Consider the following 16,376-nt stretch of genomic DNA (forward strand, 5'->3'; position numbering starts at 1 on the left):
GTGTGGATTCCCAGGCGGCACGCGCCCGCTCATTCGCCTTTGACATTGCCTTTCTTGATCACGTCGGCCCAGCGCGCTCGGTCCTGCACCAGGAACTGCGTGAACTGTTCCGGCGTGCCGCCATCGACCAGCGCGCCCAGCGACGCCAATTGCTGGCGCACGTCGGGATTGGCCAGCGCCGCGTTGGCCGCCTGGTTCAGCTTGTCGACGATGGGCTTGGGCGTTCCCGCCGGCGCCAGCATGCCGACCCAGGACGCGCCTTCCTCGAAGCCCGGGTAGCCCAGGCTTTCCAGCGTGGGCACGCCGGGAAATTCGGGCTGCGGTTCCTTGGTGCCGATCGCCAGCACGCGCAATTGCTTCTGCGCCACGTAGTTGGCGATGCCGATGCTGGGATAGAACATGAACGAGATGCGCCCCGCCAGCATTTCCTGCAAGGCCGGGCCGTTGCCCTTGAACGGCACGTGCATCATCTTCATGCCCGTCATGGTGCCCAGCATCTCGGCAGCCAGGTGGGCCGATCCGCCGATGCCCGAGGAGCCGAAGGTGAGCTTGTCCGGATTCGCGCGGCCGGCGGCGATCAGTTCCTGCATGGTCTTGTAGGGCGATCCGTAAGAGGTCACCACCACCATGGGCAGCTTGGCGAAATTGCTGATGGGCGTGAAGTCCTTGACCGAATCATAGTTGTAGCGGTCCGGGTATAGCAGCGGGTTTACGTTCAACGTCAGCGACGTCACCAGCACCTTGTAGCCGTCCGGCTCGGAACGCATGACGTCGCTGGCGGCGATCGAGGCGCTGGCGCCCGGCTTGTTCTCGACCACCACCGAGGTCTTCAGCGTTTCCGACATGTGCTTGGCGAGAATGCGTGCAATCACGTCCGTCGGGCCGCCCGCGGCATAGCCCACTTGCATGCGGATGGGGCGCGATGGATAGTCGTCGGCCAGGGCCGGCGCGGCAGCGCCCGCCGTGGCGGCCACGATCAGCGCGGCGCGGAACAGCTGGGTCAGGGTATTTTTCTTCATCATGTCTCCTCCTTGTTTTTTGGTATGGGTACGGCCGTATCAGTACAGGTCGGGAAAGTACCGGTCGGCCATGACCTGGCAGCGCTTGATCAAGCGCGGCTCGTCGGGCCGGTAGTCGGCCACGGCGTTGTGGATGGTGCCCATGTTGTCCCACATCAACACATCGCCTTCCTGCCATTGGTGGCGGTAGCGATACTTCTCCTGCAACTGATGCTGGAACAGGAAAGCCAGCACCTCGTCGCTGCGCGCGGGGGGCAGTTCATTGATCTTCACGGAGTAGCCGGGGTTGGCGTACAGCACTTTGCGGCCGGTGATGGGGTGCGTCAGAAAAACGGGGTGCGATACCGGCGGCTTGCGGCGCTTTTGCTCGTCGGTCAGCGGAGGACGGGTGCTGCCTTTTTCCCGGCGCATCATTTCCCAGAACTTGTTGAAGTCGTGGGTAATGGTCATGCCGTCCAGTTCGGCCTTCAGGTCGTCCGGCAGCTCGTCGTAGGCGGCGTGCATGTTGGAGAACTCGGTGTTGCCCAGCGACCTGCCGTCGCGCATCGGGATGCGGATGCCGTACAGTACGTTGCTGAAGGCGATGGTGCGGCTATAGGACATGTCGGTGTGCCAATCCTGGCCGGCGTCGCTCAGGCCGATCGGCTTGCCGTCCTGCACCATGTTCGACAGGATCATGACTTCCGGCAGGCCCGGTTCGAAGTACATGTTCGCCACGTTCAGCTCCAGCGTGCCAAAGCGCTCGGCAAAGGCCTTCAGATGCGGCGCCTCGAGCGTCTGCTTCGGAAAGCTGACCACGCCGTGCCGGCCCAATGCCGCTTCGATGCCGCGGTAGTCGGCGTCGGCCAGCGGCTGCGCCAGGTCGATATCCAGAATGCGGGCGCCCAGCGAGCCAGCCCCTGCAACGATCTTCATGATGTCTCCTGTCTGTCGGATGTGTCTGGCGCCCCGGCAGGGCGCCATGTCGTGTCAACAGGCCCTAGAACGCGGCCCGCAAGATTCCCAATACGTCGGCCGCGCCGGTCAAGGCGCGCGGGTTCAGCGCCAGGCCGCGTTCCGTCATGACCGCGGCGGCCATCGGCGCCAATGCCGTTTCCGGCACGCCCAGAGCGGACAGCCGCGCGGGCATCGCATGACGGCGCTGCAGGTCCGCCACCCAGGCGGATAGCGTTGGATAGGGGCGGGGCGCGCGCCGGTTCACCGCGTCCAGCGCGGGTTGCAGGGCCTCGGTTGCCGCCGGTTCGTTGAACGCCAGCGCATGCGGCAGGATCACGCGATTGACCGCGCCGTGAGGCAGGCCCTGGCGCGACGCCACGACATGGCAGATGGCGTGGTGCAGGCAGCTGCGGGCCATCGACAGGGCCAGGCCGGCCAGGTGCGCGGCTTGCAGGATGGCGCCGCGCAGCGCGGCAGCGCGTGCCATCGTGTCGGGCTGGGCGGCTTGGAGCGGGGGCATGGCTTGCGCGGCGCCGGTGGCCAGCGCCTCGTCAAACAGATCTATCGCCCGGACCGCCACGCAGTCGGACACAGGCGAGCGTCCCAGGGAGTACAAGGCTTCCACTGCATGGGCGATGCCGTTCATGGCGGTGTCGCGTAGCAGGGCCATCGGCAGGTCCTCGCACAGCAGCGGGTCGATCAGCAGCGTGGCCGCCGCCACGCGCCGGTTCCAGAACATCAGCTTGTGCCCGTCCGCGCCGCGCACCCCGAACGACGAGGTGGTCTCCGCGCCGGACGCCGTCGTGGGCAGGCCGATGATGGGCAGCTGCGGCTTGAGGCGCAGCGGGATGTGCACGGTGGCGGGCGGCTCGAAGGCGGTCACGTGGTCCGCCAGGCTGCCGCCTTCGGCCAGCAGCAGGGCCAGGGCCTTGGCCGTGTCGGCCACGCTGCCTCCGCCTATCGCGATCAGGCAGTCCGCGCCGAAGGCCGCCACTTTTCTAGCCACTGTTTCCACAAATGCCACGCCGGAATGATTCGGCACGTCCGCCAGCAGCAGCGCATCACGTCCGTGCCAAGCCTTGGAGAGTGCCTGGAAACGATCGGAATCGACCATTCTGGCTTGCGCCAGGATCACCGGCCGGGAACAGCCCAGTGCCTCAAGTTCCTTTACTATCAAGGCCGAGACGCCTTCCCCGAAACAGACGTGCGTACCGAACAGGTGGTAATCGAAGGGACGCGGGCCGCGCACGGGCGCTGAAGTCGGGGGGGCTGAGTTCATGCGGCCAGTATAGTGACGCCGGTTACGCTGAAATATCACCAGAAAAGGAAATGGCTTTTTCCTTTTTGGAAACATACGGATCCAGAATGAACGTTATCGACTGCCTGGAAGTGTTCGTCGAAGTTGGCAAGAGCCTCAGTTTTTCCAAGGCGGCCGACAGCCTGGCTTCCAGCCGCTCGGCCGTCACCAAGAAGGTCGCCTGGCTGGAAGCGCACTTCGAGGTGCAATTGCTCAACCGCAATACCAAGCACGTCAGCCTGACCGAAAGTGGCCGCCTGCTGCTGGAAAACGCCGATACGTTGGCGCAGAGCCTGCTGAACCTGAAGGAACTGGTGCAAGGGCCGGTGCTGACGGCCAGCGGCCGCATCCGCATCGGCGCGCCGCCCTCGTTTGGCACGGTGCATCTGGTGCCGGCGATCCAGGATTTCCTGGCGCGCTATCCGGCTATCAAGGTGTCGCTGCTGATCGACGACGGCCGCAGCGACCTGATCGCCGAGAACATCGACCTATCCGTGCGCATCGCGCCGCGGCTGAAGGATTCCAACCAGATCGCCTACAAGATCACGGTGGTGCCGCAGGTGGTGGTGGCCACAACGGCTTACCTGGCGCGCCACGGCCGGCCGGAAACCCCGCAAGACCTGGAGCGGCACAACTGCCTGGCGCACAACCTGAAGGCCCCCACGGGGCAATGGAGCTTTACCGATGCGCAGGCCAATACCCACGTCGTGCGGGTAAGCGGGTCGTTCAATTCGAACCTGGGCGAAGCCATCCTGAACATGACCAAGCGCGGCGGCGGGGTGTCGATGCACCCGCGCTACATGGTCGAGCAGGACCTGGCCGACGGCGTGCTGGAAGTGCTGCTGCCTGACTACGAGCCGCAGGGCCTGGACATCCACGCCATCGTGCAGACCAAACGCAATCAGCCTGACAAGGTCAGGCTGATCGTGGAGCATCTGCGCAATTGGTTCAAGGACGCCGACTGGAAACGCTGACCGCCGGGTCTTGCGATGCGTCCGCCGGGCGTCGGCGGGCGCGTGGTGTTCCTAGCGGAACACCACGGTCTTGTTGCGGTTCAGCAGGATGCGGTGCTCGACGTGGCTGCGCACCGCGCGCGACAGCACCAGCGATTCGATGTCGCTGCCGACTTGGGTCAGGTCCTGCGCCGTCATGGTGTGGTCCACGCGCTCGATGTCCTGGTCGATGATCGGGCCTTCGTCCAGGTCCGAGGTCACGAAGTGGGCGGTGGCGCCGATGATCTTCACGCCGCGCGCATGCGCCTGGTGGTAGGGGCGGGCGCCCTTGAAGCTGGGCAGGAAGCTGTGGTGGATGTTGATGGCGCGGCCATTGAGCGCGCGACACATGTCGGCCGACAGGATCTGCATGTAGCGGGCCAGCACCACCAGGTCGATGCCGTACTGGTCCACCAGCGCCAGCACGTCCTTTTCCTGTTGCGCCTTGGTCTCGGGCGTGACGGGCAGGTGATGGAACGGAATGCCGTAGGACGCGGCCAGGCTGGCGTAGTCGTTGTGGTTGGACACGATGGCGGCCACTTCGGCGTGCAACTGGCCGCTGTGCACGCGGAACAGCAGGTCGTTCAGGCAGTGGCCCTGCTTGCTGACCATGATCAGCAGGCGTTCCTTGCGGCGGGCGTCATGCAGTTGCAGGTCCATGCCGTACTCGGCCGACACCTCGTCCAGGCGGGCGCGCAGCGCCTCCGGCGCCACGCCGACCGGCAGGTCGAAGTGCACGCGCAGGAAGAAACGGCCGGTTTCCTCGTCGCCGAACTGCTGCGAATCCAGGATGTTGCAACCCAATTCGAACAACAGGCCGCTGACGCGGAAGACGATGCCCGTGCGGTCGGGGCAGGACAGGGTCAGGATGTAGTCGTTGTGCTGCATGGCTCAGAAAAAAGAAGGGAAAAAAGAAAGGGCGTCCGCCCGCCGGGCCGCCCCAAGGGCGGACAGCCCCCTCGGGGGGCGGCAAGCGCGCGAAGCGTGTGCGGCGTGGGGGCTGTCCGTCCGCCGGGCCGCCCCAAGGGCGGACAGCCCCCTCGGGGGGCAGCAAGCGCGCGAAGCGTGTGCGGCGTGGGGGCTCATAATCTCGCCCGGGTCTCTTCCGCCAAGGCCAGGCTGGACGTCAGGCCCGGCGATTCTATGCCGAACAGGTTCACCAGGCCGGGCACGCCGTGCACGGCGGGGCCGGCGATGACGAAATCGGCAGCCGGCTCCTGAGGGCCGGATATCTTCGGCCGGATGCCGGTGTAGCCGGGTGTCAGGGCGTTGTCGGGCAGCGCCGGCCAGTAGCTGCGCACGGCATCGTAGAACACCTCGGCGCGGGCCGGATCGATGGTGTAATCCTCGGTGCCGACCCATTCGGTGTCGGGGCCGAACTTGGCTTGGCCGCCCATGTCCAGCGTCAGGTGCACGCCCAGGCCCGCATGCTGCGGCACGGGGTAGATCAGGCGCGAGAAGGGCGCGCGGCCGGCCAGCGTGAAATAGCTGCCCTTGCACAGGTAATCGGTGGGGATGCTGGCAGGCGGCACGCCGTCGATGCGGCGCGCCAGGGCCGGCGCCTGTAAGCCGGCTGAATTGATCAGCACGTTGCAGGTCAGGGTCATGGCGTCATCGCCGCCGAACTGCAGCGCGAAGCCGCCTTCGGGCCGCACCCGGCCGGACACCAGCGGGGTATGGAACACGCACTGGGCGCCCGCGTTTTCGGCATCGCCCTGGTAGGCCAGCATCAGCGCGTGGCTGTCGACGATGCCGGTGGATGGCGACACCAGCGCCGCGGTGCACTGCAGCGCGGGCTCCAGGCGCATCGCGTCTTCGCCGGAAATGAATTGCAGGTCGTCCACGCCGTTGGCGCGGGCGCGCTGGGCAATGCCTGCCAGCTGGGTGGCCTGTTCCGCGCTGGTGGCGACGATCAGCTTGCCCAGGCGGCGGTGCGCAATGCCACGTTCGGCGCAGTAGGCGTACAGCAGGTGCTTGCCGCGCACGCACAGGCGGGCCTTGAGGCTGCCCGCCGGGTAATAGATGCCGGCGTGGATGACTTCGGAGTTGCGCGAACTGGTGCCGGTGCCGATGGCTTCGGTGGCTTCGGCCACCAGCACTTCGCGGCCGGACTGGGCCAGGGCGCGTGCAATGGCCAGGCCGACCACGCCGGCGCCGATCACGACGCAATCGATATCGACGCTCATGGCGCCTTCCTGTCGGCGCGGGCGCCGGCCGGGGTCAGGTCGAAACCACCCGCGTGAAAGACCAGCGGCGGCTCGCCGCTATGTCCGCAATGTTCGACTTCGCCGACCATGATGACGTGATCTCCTTCGATGTAGCGGCTGCGATTGTGGCATTCGAACCAGGCGGCGCAGCGGCCGTCCAGCATGGGCGTGCCGGCCGGCGCATGGTGCACCGTCAGGCCGGCATAGCGGTCGGGCGTCTTGCCCGTGGCGAAACGGCGCGCCAGGGCGATCTGTTCGGCGCTCAGCACATTGACCACGTAGCGCTGGCACTGCTCGAAGGCGGCCAGCGACGAGGAATTGCGCGATAGGCTCCAGAGCACCAGCGGCGGATTCAGCGACACCGAGTTGAACGAACTGACCGTCAGCCCGATGGGCGCGCCGTCGAGGTCGGCGGTGGTCACGACCGTGACGCCGGTGGCGTAGCGGCCTAGCGCGGTGCGGAAGAAAGCAGCGTCGAAATCAGGGAAGGAGGCTGGCATGCAAATGAGAGTGGGGCGGGCGCCGCGGACGGCGCCCGGCAGCGTCAAGGCGACAGGCGTTCGATCTTCCAGCCCTGGCCGTCGGCGACATAGCGCAGACGGTCGTGCAGGCGCGACGGCCTGCCTTGCCAGAATTCAATGGAAGTGGGTTTGAGGCGATAGCCGCCCCAGTGCGGCGGACGCGGCGGCTGGTCGCCGTAGCGCTCGCGGAATTCCTGCTCGCGGGCTTCGAGCTCGGCGCGGGTGATCGGCTGGCTCTGGCGCGAGGCCCAGGCGCCGATGCGCGAACCGGCCGGGCGGCTATGGTAGTAGGCGTCGGATTCCTCGGCCGGCACTTGTTCGACCACGCCCTCAATGCGGACCTGGCGTTCCAGCGGCTGCCAGAAGAACAGCAGGCAGGCGCGCGGTTCGGCCGCCAGGTCGGTGCCCTTGCGGGATTCGTAATTGGTGAAGAACGTGAAGCCGCGCTCGTCGAAACCCTTGATCAGGACGATGCGGGCGCTGGGCTGGCCGTGGGCATCCACCGTGGCCAGGGTCATGGCGTTGGGTTCGGGGACCTTGGCGGCCAGGGCCTCGTCGAACCACAGGGTGAATTGCTCGAACGGCGAGGCGGCGGCCTGGCTTTCCAGCAGCACGTTCTTGTCGTAGCTTTGACGCAGATCGGAGACAGACATGGGGCGTTTGATTCAGCGTTGATAACAAGCAGTTTATACCGCCGCTGGCACGCTCCCCTTATTGACCCCGCGCAGGATCCGGGCAAGTTTCCGGCAGCCGCGGGCAGACAAGCCCTAGGCGCCCTCGGGCAACGGCCGGCCGTCTTCTTCCAGGTGGCGGGCGATGGCGTCCAGGCGGGCGTCGTGGATGCCGGCCGCGCGCAGGGCCTGGGCGGTCTGCACTACGTATTCGGTGCAGGGGCCGTAGCGTCCGGCGGCCCGGCGCACGATGGCCAGCAGTTCGGCCTCGGGCAGGGCGCGGATGTAGGCCGGATTGGCGCGGTTCATGACAAATACCAGCGCCTTGACGGTGCCGGCGTCGGTGGTGCAGTTGAGCCAGCGGGGCAGGTAGGCGCCGGTGGACATCTCGCGGTCCCACAGGGCCGGGAAATACGTCGGCACCTGGCTGCCCGCCAGGCGGTAGACCACGCCGCGGCAGGAGCCGCCGCGGTCCAGGCCAAACACCAGCCCAGGGCATTCGGGCGTGCCGCGATTGACCCGCGACCACAGGCACAGCGCCCGGTGGTGGCCATGCAGTGTGGCCAGGCGCCGTTCTTCGAAATCGAAATCCGGGCGCCAGACCAGCGATCCGTACCCATATACCCAGACGTCCTCGCCGGCCTGCCAATGCTGCAGCGCGGCGGTCAGCGAGGCTTGCCGTTCTTCGGGCGTCCACAGGCGAAAGGGCAGGCTGGCGCCGGCGATGCCGGCGGCGGAAGGAGAGGACTGCGTGTTCACGACTACGGTTTCCGGTCAGACTCGAGCGGGGGGTTGCGATTGGCCCAGCCCCCGGCCATCAGGGCCACGGAATAGGCCCAGAACAACGGGGCGACGCCGATGACCGCACCCAGCGCGCCGAAGGTCAGCGGCAGGGAAACCTGCGAACCATTGATCAGCGCCATCCGCAAGCCCACGGCCTCGGCGGCGCGCCCTGGCGGCGAATGCTGGTGCAGCAGTGAAAGCATACTCGGTTGGCAGCATCCCAGCGCAAGCCCCAGGATGAACGACAGCACGATCAGGACGCCAACGTCGGTGAACAGCGGGTAAAGCATGAAGTCGATGGCGGCGGTGGCCATGGCGACGCGCACCAGCGTCCAGGACCGGACACGGCGCTGAATCAGCGGCAATACCAGGCGGATGATGAATGTTGCCGCCGCGAACGAGGCAAGTATGACGCCGATGGTGGTGGCCGACAGGCCGATCGCGATGCCGAAAATGGGCACGACGAACAAATGTGTGTCCCAGGCGCCGGACAGGATCGTGTTGACCATCAGGATGCGCCGCAGCGCCGGCACCGCCAACAGCTCGGTCACGCGGCGGCGCTGGGCTTCCTTGGCGCCAGCCAGCAGCGAATCCACTGCCTTCAACTGGTGGCGCAAGGTGTACAGCCCGGCGGCCGACAGCAGCGGACCCAGCGTCAACAGGCCGAAGGCCAGCCGGGTGCCCAGGTGATCGATCGCCAGCCCGGCGATCAGCGGGCCCGAAAAACCGGATCCGGCCAGGGCCAGCGACATGTACGAGAAATTGCGCAGGCGTTGCGCGGGCTCGGCGTGGCCCAGCAGGTCTTGCGTGGCGACCTGGTGCAGCATGAAGCCGATGCCGATGCTGCAGGATGCGATCAGCAGCGCGAACTGGGTCTGCGATACGAAGGGCAGCGCGGTGCCGATCACCACCAGCGTGGTGCCGGTGACCAGTGGTCGCACGATGCCGACCCGGTCGACCCAGCGGCCGGCGCGTACCGAAAACAGCATCGGCAGCACCGCGAACACGGCGATCAGCGTGCCCACCTTGAAGGTGGACAGGCCCATCTGCAGCGCCGTCAGGGACACGGTGATCCGTCCCCCGGTCAGCGCCACGTGGTTCAGCATGGCCAGCACGCACAATAGCGCCGCCCCGGAAAACTCCGGGGCGGCGTGATGTGAAGAGGGGGATGGGGGCGAAATAGGCACGGATACGACTTAACTGCATGCATTCTGTGCCTATCATCGCGCTATGTCGAGGCGCGGTTTTTTTGCACTGCGGCAATCGTATTTCGGCAGTGGTGACAAGATAGGCGCCATCTATGGCCTAAGTCGGATAGGGTTGGGGCAAGATGGCGGCATGTTCGCCGCAAGGTCGGTTACAGGGCTTGCATGAATGCACCGCAACAGATGTATCGTTCACGCAACGGAACAATCATCCAATGCAGCGGCACAACCCTGGCCCGCTTTACCGTTTTTCACCCTTTCGCCACATCTTGGGCATCCTTTTGGCGCAAACCAGCGTTTAGGATGTGCAGGCAGTCTGGGCAAGCGCCGCCGGCCCTCTCCGTTTTTAGTTATTCGAGTGGCGGGCCAAGCACCCGCCGCCTCATCCGAACTGGTTCAATGAAAAAGCCTCGCAGCAAAGTCCAGCGCTACGTCCTCATCGCCGTTGTTGTCCTGATCATCGCCTATGGCGTCCGAGCCGCCTTTTTCTCGGCTCCGCCGGCGCCCACCTTCGCCGTGGCGGAAGTCACCCGCGGCAATCTCGAAGACAGCGTGCTGGCCAGCGGCACGATGGACGCCATCGAACGCGTGAGCGTCGGCGCGCAGGCCACCGGGCAGCTCAAATCGCTGAAGGTGGCGCTGGGCGACCGCGTCAAGAAGGGGCAGCTGGTCGCCGAGATCGACGACTTGACCCAGCAGAACGAGCTGCGCAACGCCGAAGCCGCGTTGCAGACCCGCCGGGCCGAGCGCGCCGCCAAGGTCGCCACCCTGAAGCAGGCCGAGCTGGCCTTCCGCCGTCAGCGCCAGATGCTGGCGGCCGACGCCAGTTCGCGCGAGGCCTACGAAACCGCCGAGGCCACGCTGGGCGTGACGCGCGCCGACATCAGTTCGCTGGACGCACAGATCGTCCAGGCCGAGATCCAGGTGGACACGGCCAAGGTCAACCTGGGCTACACCCGCATCGTCTCGCCGATCGACGGCATCGTGGTCGCGGTGGTCACCAAGGAAGGCCAGACGGTCAACTCGTTCCAGAGCGCGCCCACCATCATCAAGGTCGCCCAGGTGGCCACCATGACCATCAAGGCGCAGATCTCCGAAGCCGACGTGACCCGGGTCAAGCCGGGCCTGCCGGTGTACTTCACCATCCTGGGCGAGCCCGACCAGCGTTACCAGGCCACGCTGCGCGCGATCGAGCCGGCGCCCGAATCGATCCAGAAGGACGACGCCACGGCATCGCTGACCGCGTCCGGCTCCAGCTCCACCAGCGCCGCCGTGTACTACAACGGCCTGTTCGACGTGCCCAATCCCGACGAGAAGCTGCGCATTTCCATGACGGCGCAGGTGTCCATTGTGCTGGGCGAGGCCCGCGACGCGGTGGTGGTGCCGGCCTCGGCCCTGGGCAAGCGCGGCGAAGACGGCCGCTATGCGGTGCGGGTGGTCGACAAGGCCAACCAGACCGAGACCCGCCAGGTCAGGATCGGCATGAACAACAACGTGCAGGCGCAGGTGCTGGAAGGCCTGGAAGTCGGCGAACGCGTGGTATCGGCCGATGCCGCGCCGGTGGCCGCCGCCGCAGGGCGCTGAGATGGCCGGACCGCTCATTTCGTTGGCCGGGGTGCGCCGCGAGTTTCCCGCGGGCGAGCAGACCATCGCCGTGCTCAAGGACATTCACCTGACCATCGAGGCCGGGGAAATGGTGGCCATCGTCGGTGCGTCCGGTTCGGGCAAGTCGACCCTGATGAACATCCTGGGCTGCCTGGACCGCCCCACCAGCGGCGACTACCGCGTGGACGGCCGCAGCACGGGCGAGCTCGACCCGGACGAACTGGCCGAGCTGCGCCGTGAACACTTCGGTTTCATTTTCCAGCGCTATCACCTGCTGTCCGACCTGACGGCGCAGGGCAACGTCGAAGTGCCGGCTGTCTATGCCGGCAAGCGCCGCGAAGCACGGCTGGAACGCGCCGAAGACCTGTTGCGACGCCTGGGCCTTGGCGACCGGACGGGCCACCGCCCCGGCCAGTTGTCCGGCGGCCAGCAGCAACGCGTAAGTATCGCCCGCGCGCTGATGAACGGCGGCGACATCATCCTGGCGGACGAACCCACCGGGGCGTTGGACACGCATACGGGCCAGGAAGTGCTGCGCATCCTGGAGGAGCTGAACGCGGCCGGCCACACCATCATCCTGGTCACGCACGACATGAACGTAGCGCGCCACGCGCAGCGCATCATCGAGATCAGCGACGGCGAAATCGTGTCGGACAAGCGCAATCCGGATGCGCCGACAATCCAGGCGGTCCGCGAGGAACCCGCCGTGCTGCCGCCGCGGCCGGCCTGGCAGGCCTACCTGGATCGCTGCGGCGAGGCGCTGCGCATGGCGCTCCTGGCCATGAACGCGCACCGCCTGCGCACGTCGCTGACGATGCTGGGCATCATCATCGGCATTGCGGCGGTGGTATCCGTAGTGGCGCTGGGCGAAGGCTCGCGCCAGAAGATCCTGGAAGACATCAGCGAAATCGGCACCAACACGGTCGAGGTGTTTCCGGGCAAGGATTTCGGCGACGAAAAGGCCGTCACGATCCGCACGCTGGTGCCGGCCGACGCCGACGCGCTGGCGCGCGAGTCGTATGTGGACAGCGTGACGCCCGAAGTCTCCACCAGCAACACGCTGCGCTATCGCAACGTGGCGGTGAACGGCGCGATCCAAGGCGTAGGCGAACAGTACTTCCGGGTCCGCGCCGTGAAGCTGGCCGAGGGCAAGTTCTTTGACGCGACCAGCGTGGCCCGGCGCGCGCAGGAAGTGGTGATCGACGAAAGCACCCGCAAGACGCTGTTCGGCTCGCACACCGATGCCATCGGTCAGATCATTTTCCTGGGTGCGATGCCGGCCCGCGTGATCGGGGTGACCAAGAAAAGCGACACGGTGTTCGGCAACAACGAAACCCTGAATGTCTGGATCCCCTACACCACCGCGCTGTCGCGCGTGCTGGGGCAACAGCACCTGAAAAGCATCACCGTGCGCGTAAACGACGCCTCGCCGCCCGCCGCGGCCGAGCAGGCGATCACCCGCGTGATGCTGCGCCGCCACGTCGTGAAGGATTTCTTTGTGTTCAACACGGACGCGATCCGCAAGACGATCGAACGCACGACGGCGACGATGACGCTGCTGGTGTCGCTGATCGCGCTGATCTCGCTGATGGTGGGCGGTATCGGGGTGATGAACATCATGCTGGTGTCGGTGACCGAGCGCACCCGGGAAATCGGCGTGCGCATGGCGGTGGGCGCGCGCCGCAGCGACATCATGCAGCAGTTCCTGATCGAGGCGGTGCTGGTGTGCCTGATCGGCGGGGCGGTCGGCATTGCGCTGTCGCTGGGCCTGGGCGTGCTGGTGTCCAAGGCCACGGGCGGGTCTTTCCGCATGATCTATTCGACGGCGTCGATGGTGGCGGCCTTTACCTGCTCGACGCTGATCGGCGTGCTGTTCGGCTATTTACCGGCGCGCAATGCGGCGCGCCTGGATCCCGTTGAGGCGCTGGCCCGGGAATGAGGACAATGAAAGCAGTTTCCCTGATCTACAAACCCGCCGCGCTGGCCTTGGCGCTGGCCCTGTCCGGCTGCGGCGGCCTGCTCAAGACCGAGTACCAGGCGCCCGAGACGCGGGCGCCAGCGGCCTGGACGTACGCGTCCGACACGGCGGCGCCGCTGGCGCCGGCCGCGGCGCTGGCGGACGGCGGTGCGTGGTGGCGCAATTTCAATGATCCGGTGCTGAACGGCCTGGTCGAGGGCGCGCTGGCGCGCAACAACGATCTGGCCGCGGCTGCCATCCGGGTGCGCCGCGCGCAGTACCAGGCGGGCCTGGCCGAAGATCAGTTGATTCCACAACTGACGGGCAATGCCAGCGTGACCCGTTCACGCAATTTTTACGGCGACCGCGCGATTACCCGCGCCAACGGCACGGAGCTGTCGATCGGTTACGAGGTGGACCTGTGGGGCAAGCTGTCGCGCCAACGCGATGCGGCCGACTGGGAAGCGCTGGCCAGCGAGCAGGACCGGCAGAGTTCGGCGCTGTCGCTGGTGGGCACGACGGCAACGCTGTATTGGCAGACGGCGTTCATCAATCAACGTATCGCCAGCAGTCTGGAAAGCATCGCGTACGCGCGCAAGACGCAGGATCTGGTGCGGGCGCAGTACGCGGCGGGTGGGGCCTCGGCGCTGGAAATGGCGGAAGCGGAGCAGACGGTGGCCAGCCAGCAGGCGTCGCACGCGTTGCTGGTGCAGCAACATGTGGAATACGTGAACGCGCTGACGATCCTGTTCGACGGCCCGCCGGACCGCACGATGGCGGACCCGCCACGGCTGCCTCAATATCCTTTGCCGGAGGCGCGGGCAGGAGTGCCGGCGGAGCTGCTGGGACGCCGGCCGGATCTGCGGGCGGCTGAACTGCGGCTGCGCGAGGCGCTGTCGAATGTGGACGCGGCGCGGGCAAGCTTCTATCCGACGCTGACGCTGACGGGGTCGCTGGGAACGAGCAGTCCGACGCTGTCGAATATTCTGCAAAATCCGGTGGGGGCGCTGACGACGGCGCTGACGCTGCCGTTTTTGCAGTGGAACCGGCTGGGGCTGAATCTGAAGATTTCGCGGACGGAGTTCGATGAGCGGGTGGTGACGTTCAGGCAAGCTCTTTATCAGGCGATGGCCGATGTGGAAAATGCGTTGTCGAATCGGACGCAGCTGCGGGTGCAGGGGGAGCAGCTTGAGGCATCGTTGAAGGCGGCTCGAGAGGCTGAGCGGCTGTACGAGGTCCGGTATCGGGCGGGGTCTGTGTCGTTGCGGTTCTGGTTGGATGCGCAGGAGAAGCGGCGGGTGGCGGAGATTGCGCGGGATGAGAATGTGTTGAATCGGTTGGTGAATCAGGTGAAGGTTTATCAGGCGCTCGGTGGGGATGATTCTGTTTCTGCTACGAATGTGGAGTAGGTTTTCTACTTTTGTGGTTTTTGGTTTGTGGGCGGTCGGGAGTTCTTCGTAGGTCGCCCCTGGCGGTGGTGGCTTGCGGAGCGGGCGCCCACGATTGCGGTCCGGCGCGCGGGCGCCGGACTCCCCCTTCGTCATCGTCGTCCGCCTTCGGCTCCCTTCCGATTCCCTCGGGCGCATCGAGGTTGCCCGCTCCGCAAGCCACCACCGCCAGGGGCTACGGGTTTCTAGGTTTGTCGCGCTGCTGGACCTGTGGTCAGGGTATGAAACCTACGGTGCCGCCAAGCCGCGGCCGCGCGGGCGGCCACGTTTGGCATTTGTGTTGCTGACTGTGTGACGGTGGCGCTTCGCGCTGGTGGCGATTGGTTTTCTAGTGGTTCGCCACGGCCGGGGGGGGCGGTGATGGGCGGCGCGGCACAGGTTGGCCTGCTCGTGTTGATCGTCTCGCGCGCCGCCCATCGGGCGCTGCACAATTGCTGGGAATGCCACGGCGTTCGCGCCGATAGCGGGGCACGATTGGGGTTGTCGGGGCGTGGCAGTGGATGCGCGAAAGGGGGGGTACGCCTTGTACGGCCGTCCGCGCCGCCGGGACGGGGCGGGTTGGCACCCATATAAAATAGCCGCTATGAACACCCTCGATTCCGTCGATCTCGACCGCCGCTTCTCCAGCTTGTCACGCCTTTACGGGCCTGATGCTCCCAGACGTTTTCAAGACGCGCACATTGCCGTTGCCGGTCTGGGCGGGGTTGGCTCGTGGACGGTGGAAGCGCTTGCGCGTTGCGGGATTGGGGCGCTGACATTGATTGATCTGGACCATATTGCCGAGTCCAACGTCAATCGGCAGATTCATGCGCTGACGGATACCGTGGGGCAGTCCAAGGTGGATGCCATGGCCGAGCGGGTGTTGGGGATCAATCCTGCTTGCCGGTTGACGCGGGTGGATGACTTTGTGTCGCCCGAGAATGTGGGCGAGGTCTTGCCGGGGCCTTATACCGTCATCATTGACTGTACCGATCAGGCGGCGGCCAAGATTGCGATGATCTTGCATGCGCGGGCGTTGGGTGTGCCCATGTTGTTGTGTGGTGGGGCGGGGGGCAAGACGGATCCGCTGGCCCTGCGGGCAGGGGATCTGTCGGCGGCGGTCAATGATGCCTTGTTGTCCAAGTTGCGCAACAAGCTGCGGCGCGAGCATGGGTTTCCTCGGGCGTCGGACAAGAACGGCAAGGCCTTGAAGCGGGTGCCCAAGATGGGGGTGCATGCGTTGTGGTTCGATCAGCCGGCGATCTTGCCGGATGAATGGACGCGGGTGGGCGAGATGGAAGACGACATGGGCGTGGCCGCCCAAGCGGTGGCGCCGCAGGGATTGTCTTGCGCGGGGTATGGGTCTGTCGTGACCGTGACGGCGGCCATGGGGATGGCGGCGGCCAATGAGGCCTTGCGCTTGGCGCTGGGCTGAGTTGCTACAGCGCCACGAACACCATGCCATCTTCGATTCTGACGGGGTAGGTCGCCAGGTTGTCGCGTAGCGGCGAACACAGCGCGCGGCCGTCTCTAATGTCGAAGCGGCCCTGGTGCAGCGGGCATTCGATTTCGTGGCCGGTCAAGAAGCCGTCGCACAGGCGGGCGTTGCCGTGGGTACAGAGGTTGGCGGTGGCGTAGACGGCGCCTTCGACGCCGTAGAGCGCGATTTCCTGGTCGCCGGCTTGGACGGCGATGATGTCTTCTTCCGGTACGTCGGCCAGCGGGATGGCCTTGATCCATTGCGTTGTCATGTTGC

At 66.1% G+C, this 16,376-nt stretch carries 15 protein-coding genes; 5 read left to right on the forward strand and 10 right to left on the reverse strand.

All coding sequences use genetic code 11. The annotated features are described in order from the left end of the window. Positions 1–29 precede the first annotated feature (29 nt). The 3 genes from A9974_RS22870 to A9974_RS22880 form a co-directional block, all read right to left on the reverse strand. A complete protein-coding gene (locus A9974_RS22870) occupies positions 30–1,022 on the reverse strand; it encodes a tripartite tricarboxylate transporter substrate binding protein (RefSeq protein WP_255468300.1) in 993 nt (330 codons plus the stop codon). A gap of 36 nt (positions 1,023–1,058) precedes the next feature. Then, a complete protein-coding gene (locus A9974_RS22875; RefSeq protein WP_183006473.1) occupies positions 1,059–1,934 on the reverse strand; it encodes a TauD/TfdA family dioxygenase in 876 nt (291 codons plus the stop codon). A 64-nt stretch (positions 1,935–1,998) separates the two neighbouring features. Further along, the gene (locus tag A9974_RS22880) at positions 1,999–3,234 is read right to left on the reverse strand and encodes an iron-containing alcohol dehydrogenase family protein (protein WP_183006474.1); all 1,236 of its coding nucleotides are present in this window, start codon (positions 3,232–3,234) and stop codon (positions 1,999–2,001) included. Between the two features lie 86 nt (positions 3,235–3,320). Between A9974_RS22880 and A9974_RS22885 the strand changes: the two genes are divergently transcribed. Further along, positions 3,321–4,226, forward strand: coding sequence for a LysR family transcriptional regulator (locus A9974_RS22885; RefSeq protein ID WP_183006475.1), 906 nt, complete (start codon positions 3,321–3,323; stop codon positions 4,224–4,226). Positions 4,227–4,277: 51 nt separating this feature from the next. On the opposite strand, the gene purU is transcribed toward A9974_RS22885, so the two are convergent. From purU to A9974_RS22915, 6 genes are all read right to left on the reverse strand, one after another. Continuing rightward, positions 4,278–5,132, reverse strand: a complete 855-nt coding sequence (gene purU, locus A9974_RS22890; protein WP_183006476.1) for a formyltetrahydrofolate deformylase — start codon at positions 5,130–5,132, stop codon at positions 4,278–4,280. 194 nt (positions 5,133–5,326) lie between these two features. Continuing rightward, positions 5,327–6,430, reverse strand: a complete 1,104-nt coding sequence (locus tag A9974_RS22895; protein WP_183006477.1) for an NAD(P)/FAD-dependent oxidoreductase — start codon at positions 6,428–6,430, stop codon at positions 5,327–5,329. After that, positions 6,427–6,951 carry a flavin reductase family protein gene (locus A9974_RS22900; RefSeq protein ID WP_183006478.1) on the reverse strand — a complete coding sequence of 175 codons (525 nt, stop codon included), beginning with the start codon at positions 6,949–6,951 and terminating at the stop codon, positions 6,427–6,429. Before A9974_RS22900 ends, A9974_RS22895 begins: the two co-directional genes overlap by 4 nt. Positions 6,952–6,995: 44 nt before the next feature. Continuing rightward, positions 6,996–7,625, reverse strand: a complete 630-nt coding sequence (gene pdxH, locus A9974_RS22905) for a pyridoxamine 5'-phosphate oxidase (protein ID WP_183006479.1) — start codon at positions 7,623–7,625, stop codon at positions 6,996–6,998. 114 nt (positions 7,626–7,739) lie between these two features. Next, positions 7,740–8,402: a gamma-glutamylcyclotransferase gene (locus A9974_RS22910; protein WP_183006480.1), complete on the reverse strand. Its 663-nt coding sequence runs from the start codon at positions 8,400–8,402 to the stop codon at positions 7,740–7,742. A gap of 2 nt (positions 8,403–8,404) precedes the next feature. Continuing rightward, entirely contained in the window at positions 8,405–9,532 is a 1,128-nt protein-coding gene (locus A9974_RS22915) for an MFS transporter (protein ID WP_220806095.1), read from the reverse strand. 498 nt (positions 9,533–10,030) lie between these two features. On the opposite strand from A9974_RS22915, the gene A9974_RS22920 reads away from it, so the two are divergent. From A9974_RS22920 to A9974_RS22935, 4 genes are all read left to right on the forward strand, one after another. Then, positions 10,031–11,215, forward strand: coding sequence for an efflux RND transporter periplasmic adaptor subunit (locus tag A9974_RS22920; protein WP_183006482.1), 1,185 nt, complete (start codon positions 10,031–10,033; stop codon positions 11,213–11,215). A gap of 1 nt (position 11,216) precedes the next feature. Next, positions 11,217–13,175 carry a MacB family efflux pump subunit gene (locus tag A9974_RS22925; protein ID WP_183006483.1) on the forward strand — a complete coding sequence of 653 codons (1,959 nt, stop codon included), beginning with the start codon at positions 11,217–11,219 and terminating at the stop codon, positions 13,173–13,175. Between the two features lie 5 nt (positions 13,176–13,180). Continuing rightward, positions 13,181–14,602 (forward strand): efflux transporter outer membrane subunit, encoded by a 1,422-nt coding sequence (locus tag A9974_RS22930; RefSeq protein ID WP_183006484.1) that lies wholly within the window; start codon positions 13,181–13,183, stop codon positions 14,600–14,602. Positions 14,603–15,224: 622 nt separating this feature from the next. Further along, on the forward strand, positions 15,225–16,055 hold the full coding sequence (locus A9974_RS22935; RefSeq protein ID WP_183006485.1) for a ThiF family adenylyltransferase: 831 nt from the start codon (positions 15,225–15,227) through the stop codon (positions 16,053–16,055). 4 nt (positions 16,056–16,059) lie between these two features. On the opposite strand, the gene A9974_RS22940 is transcribed toward A9974_RS22935, so the two are convergent. Continuing rightward, positions 16,060–16,371: a non-heme iron oxygenase ferredoxin subunit gene (locus A9974_RS22940; protein WP_183006486.1), complete on the reverse strand. Its 312-nt coding sequence runs from the start codon at positions 16,369–16,371 to the stop codon at positions 16,060–16,062. Between the last annotated feature and the right edge of the window lie 5 nt (positions 16,372–16,376).

Source organism: Achromobacter sp. UMC71, assembly GCF_014170305.1.
Taxonomy (GTDB): Bacteria; Pseudomonadota; Gammaproteobacteria; order Burkholderiales; family Burkholderiaceae_B; genus Achromobacter.

What these genes read in the sequence shown, in the direction of transcription:
- A9974_RS22915 (WP_220806095.1), bottom strand. Translation starts at nt 9,532, where the DNA reads ATGCTGAACCACGTGGCGCTGACCGGGGGACGGATCACCGTGTCCCTG.
- A9974_RS22880 (WP_183006474.1), bottom strand. Translation starts at nt 3,234, where the DNA reads ATGAACTCAGCCCCCCCGACTTCAGCGCCCGTGCGCGGCCCGCGTCCC.
- A9974_RS22875 (WP_183006473.1), bottom strand. Translation starts at nt 1,934, where the DNA reads ATGAAGATCGTTGCAGGGGCTGGCTCGCTGGGCGCCCGCATTCTGGAT.
- A9974_RS22925 (WP_183006483.1), top strand. Translation starts at nt 11,217, where the DNA reads ATGGCCGGACCGCTCATTTCGTTGGCCGGGGTGCGCCGCGAGTTTCCC.
- A9974_RS22930 (WP_183006484.1), top strand. Translation starts at nt 13,181, where the DNA reads ATGAAAGCAGTTTCCCTGATCTACAAACCCGCCGCGCTGGCCTTGGCG.
- pdxH (WP_183006479.1), bottom strand. Translation starts at nt 7,625, where the DNA reads ATGTCTGTCTCCGATCTGCGTCAAAGCTACGACAAGAACGTGCTGCTG.
- A9974_RS22920 (WP_183006482.1), top strand. Translation starts at nt 10,031, where the DNA reads ATGAAAAAGCCTCGCAGCAAAGTCCAGCGCTACGTCCTCATCGCCGTT.
- A9974_RS22940 (WP_183006486.1), bottom strand. Translation starts at nt 16,371, where the DNA reads ATGACAACGCAATGGATCAAGGCCATCCCGCTGGCCGACGTACCGGAA.
- A9974_RS22935 (WP_183006485.1), top strand. Translation starts at nt 15,225, where the DNA reads ATGAACACCCTCGATTCCGTCGATCTCGACCGCCGCTTCTCCAGCTTG.
- purU (WP_183006476.1), bottom strand. Translation starts at nt 5,132, where the DNA reads ATGCAGCACAACGACTACATCCTGACCCTGTCCTGCCCCGACCGCACG.
- A9974_RS22885 (WP_183006475.1), top strand. Translation starts at nt 3,321, where the DNA reads ATGAACGTTATCGACTGCCTGGAAGTGTTCGTCGAAGTTGGCAAGAGC.
- A9974_RS22895 (WP_183006477.1), bottom strand. Translation starts at nt 6,430, where the DNA reads ATGAGCGTCGATATCGATTGCGTCGTGATCGGCGCCGGCGTGGTCGGC.
- A9974_RS22870 (WP_255468300.1), bottom strand. Translation starts at nt 1,022, where the DNA reads ATGATGAAGAAAAATACCCTGACCCAGCTGTTCCGCGCCGCGCTGATC.
- A9974_RS22900 (WP_183006478.1), bottom strand. Translation starts at nt 6,951, where the DNA reads ATGCCAGCCTCCTTCCCTGATTTCGACGCTGCTTTCTTCCGCACCGCG.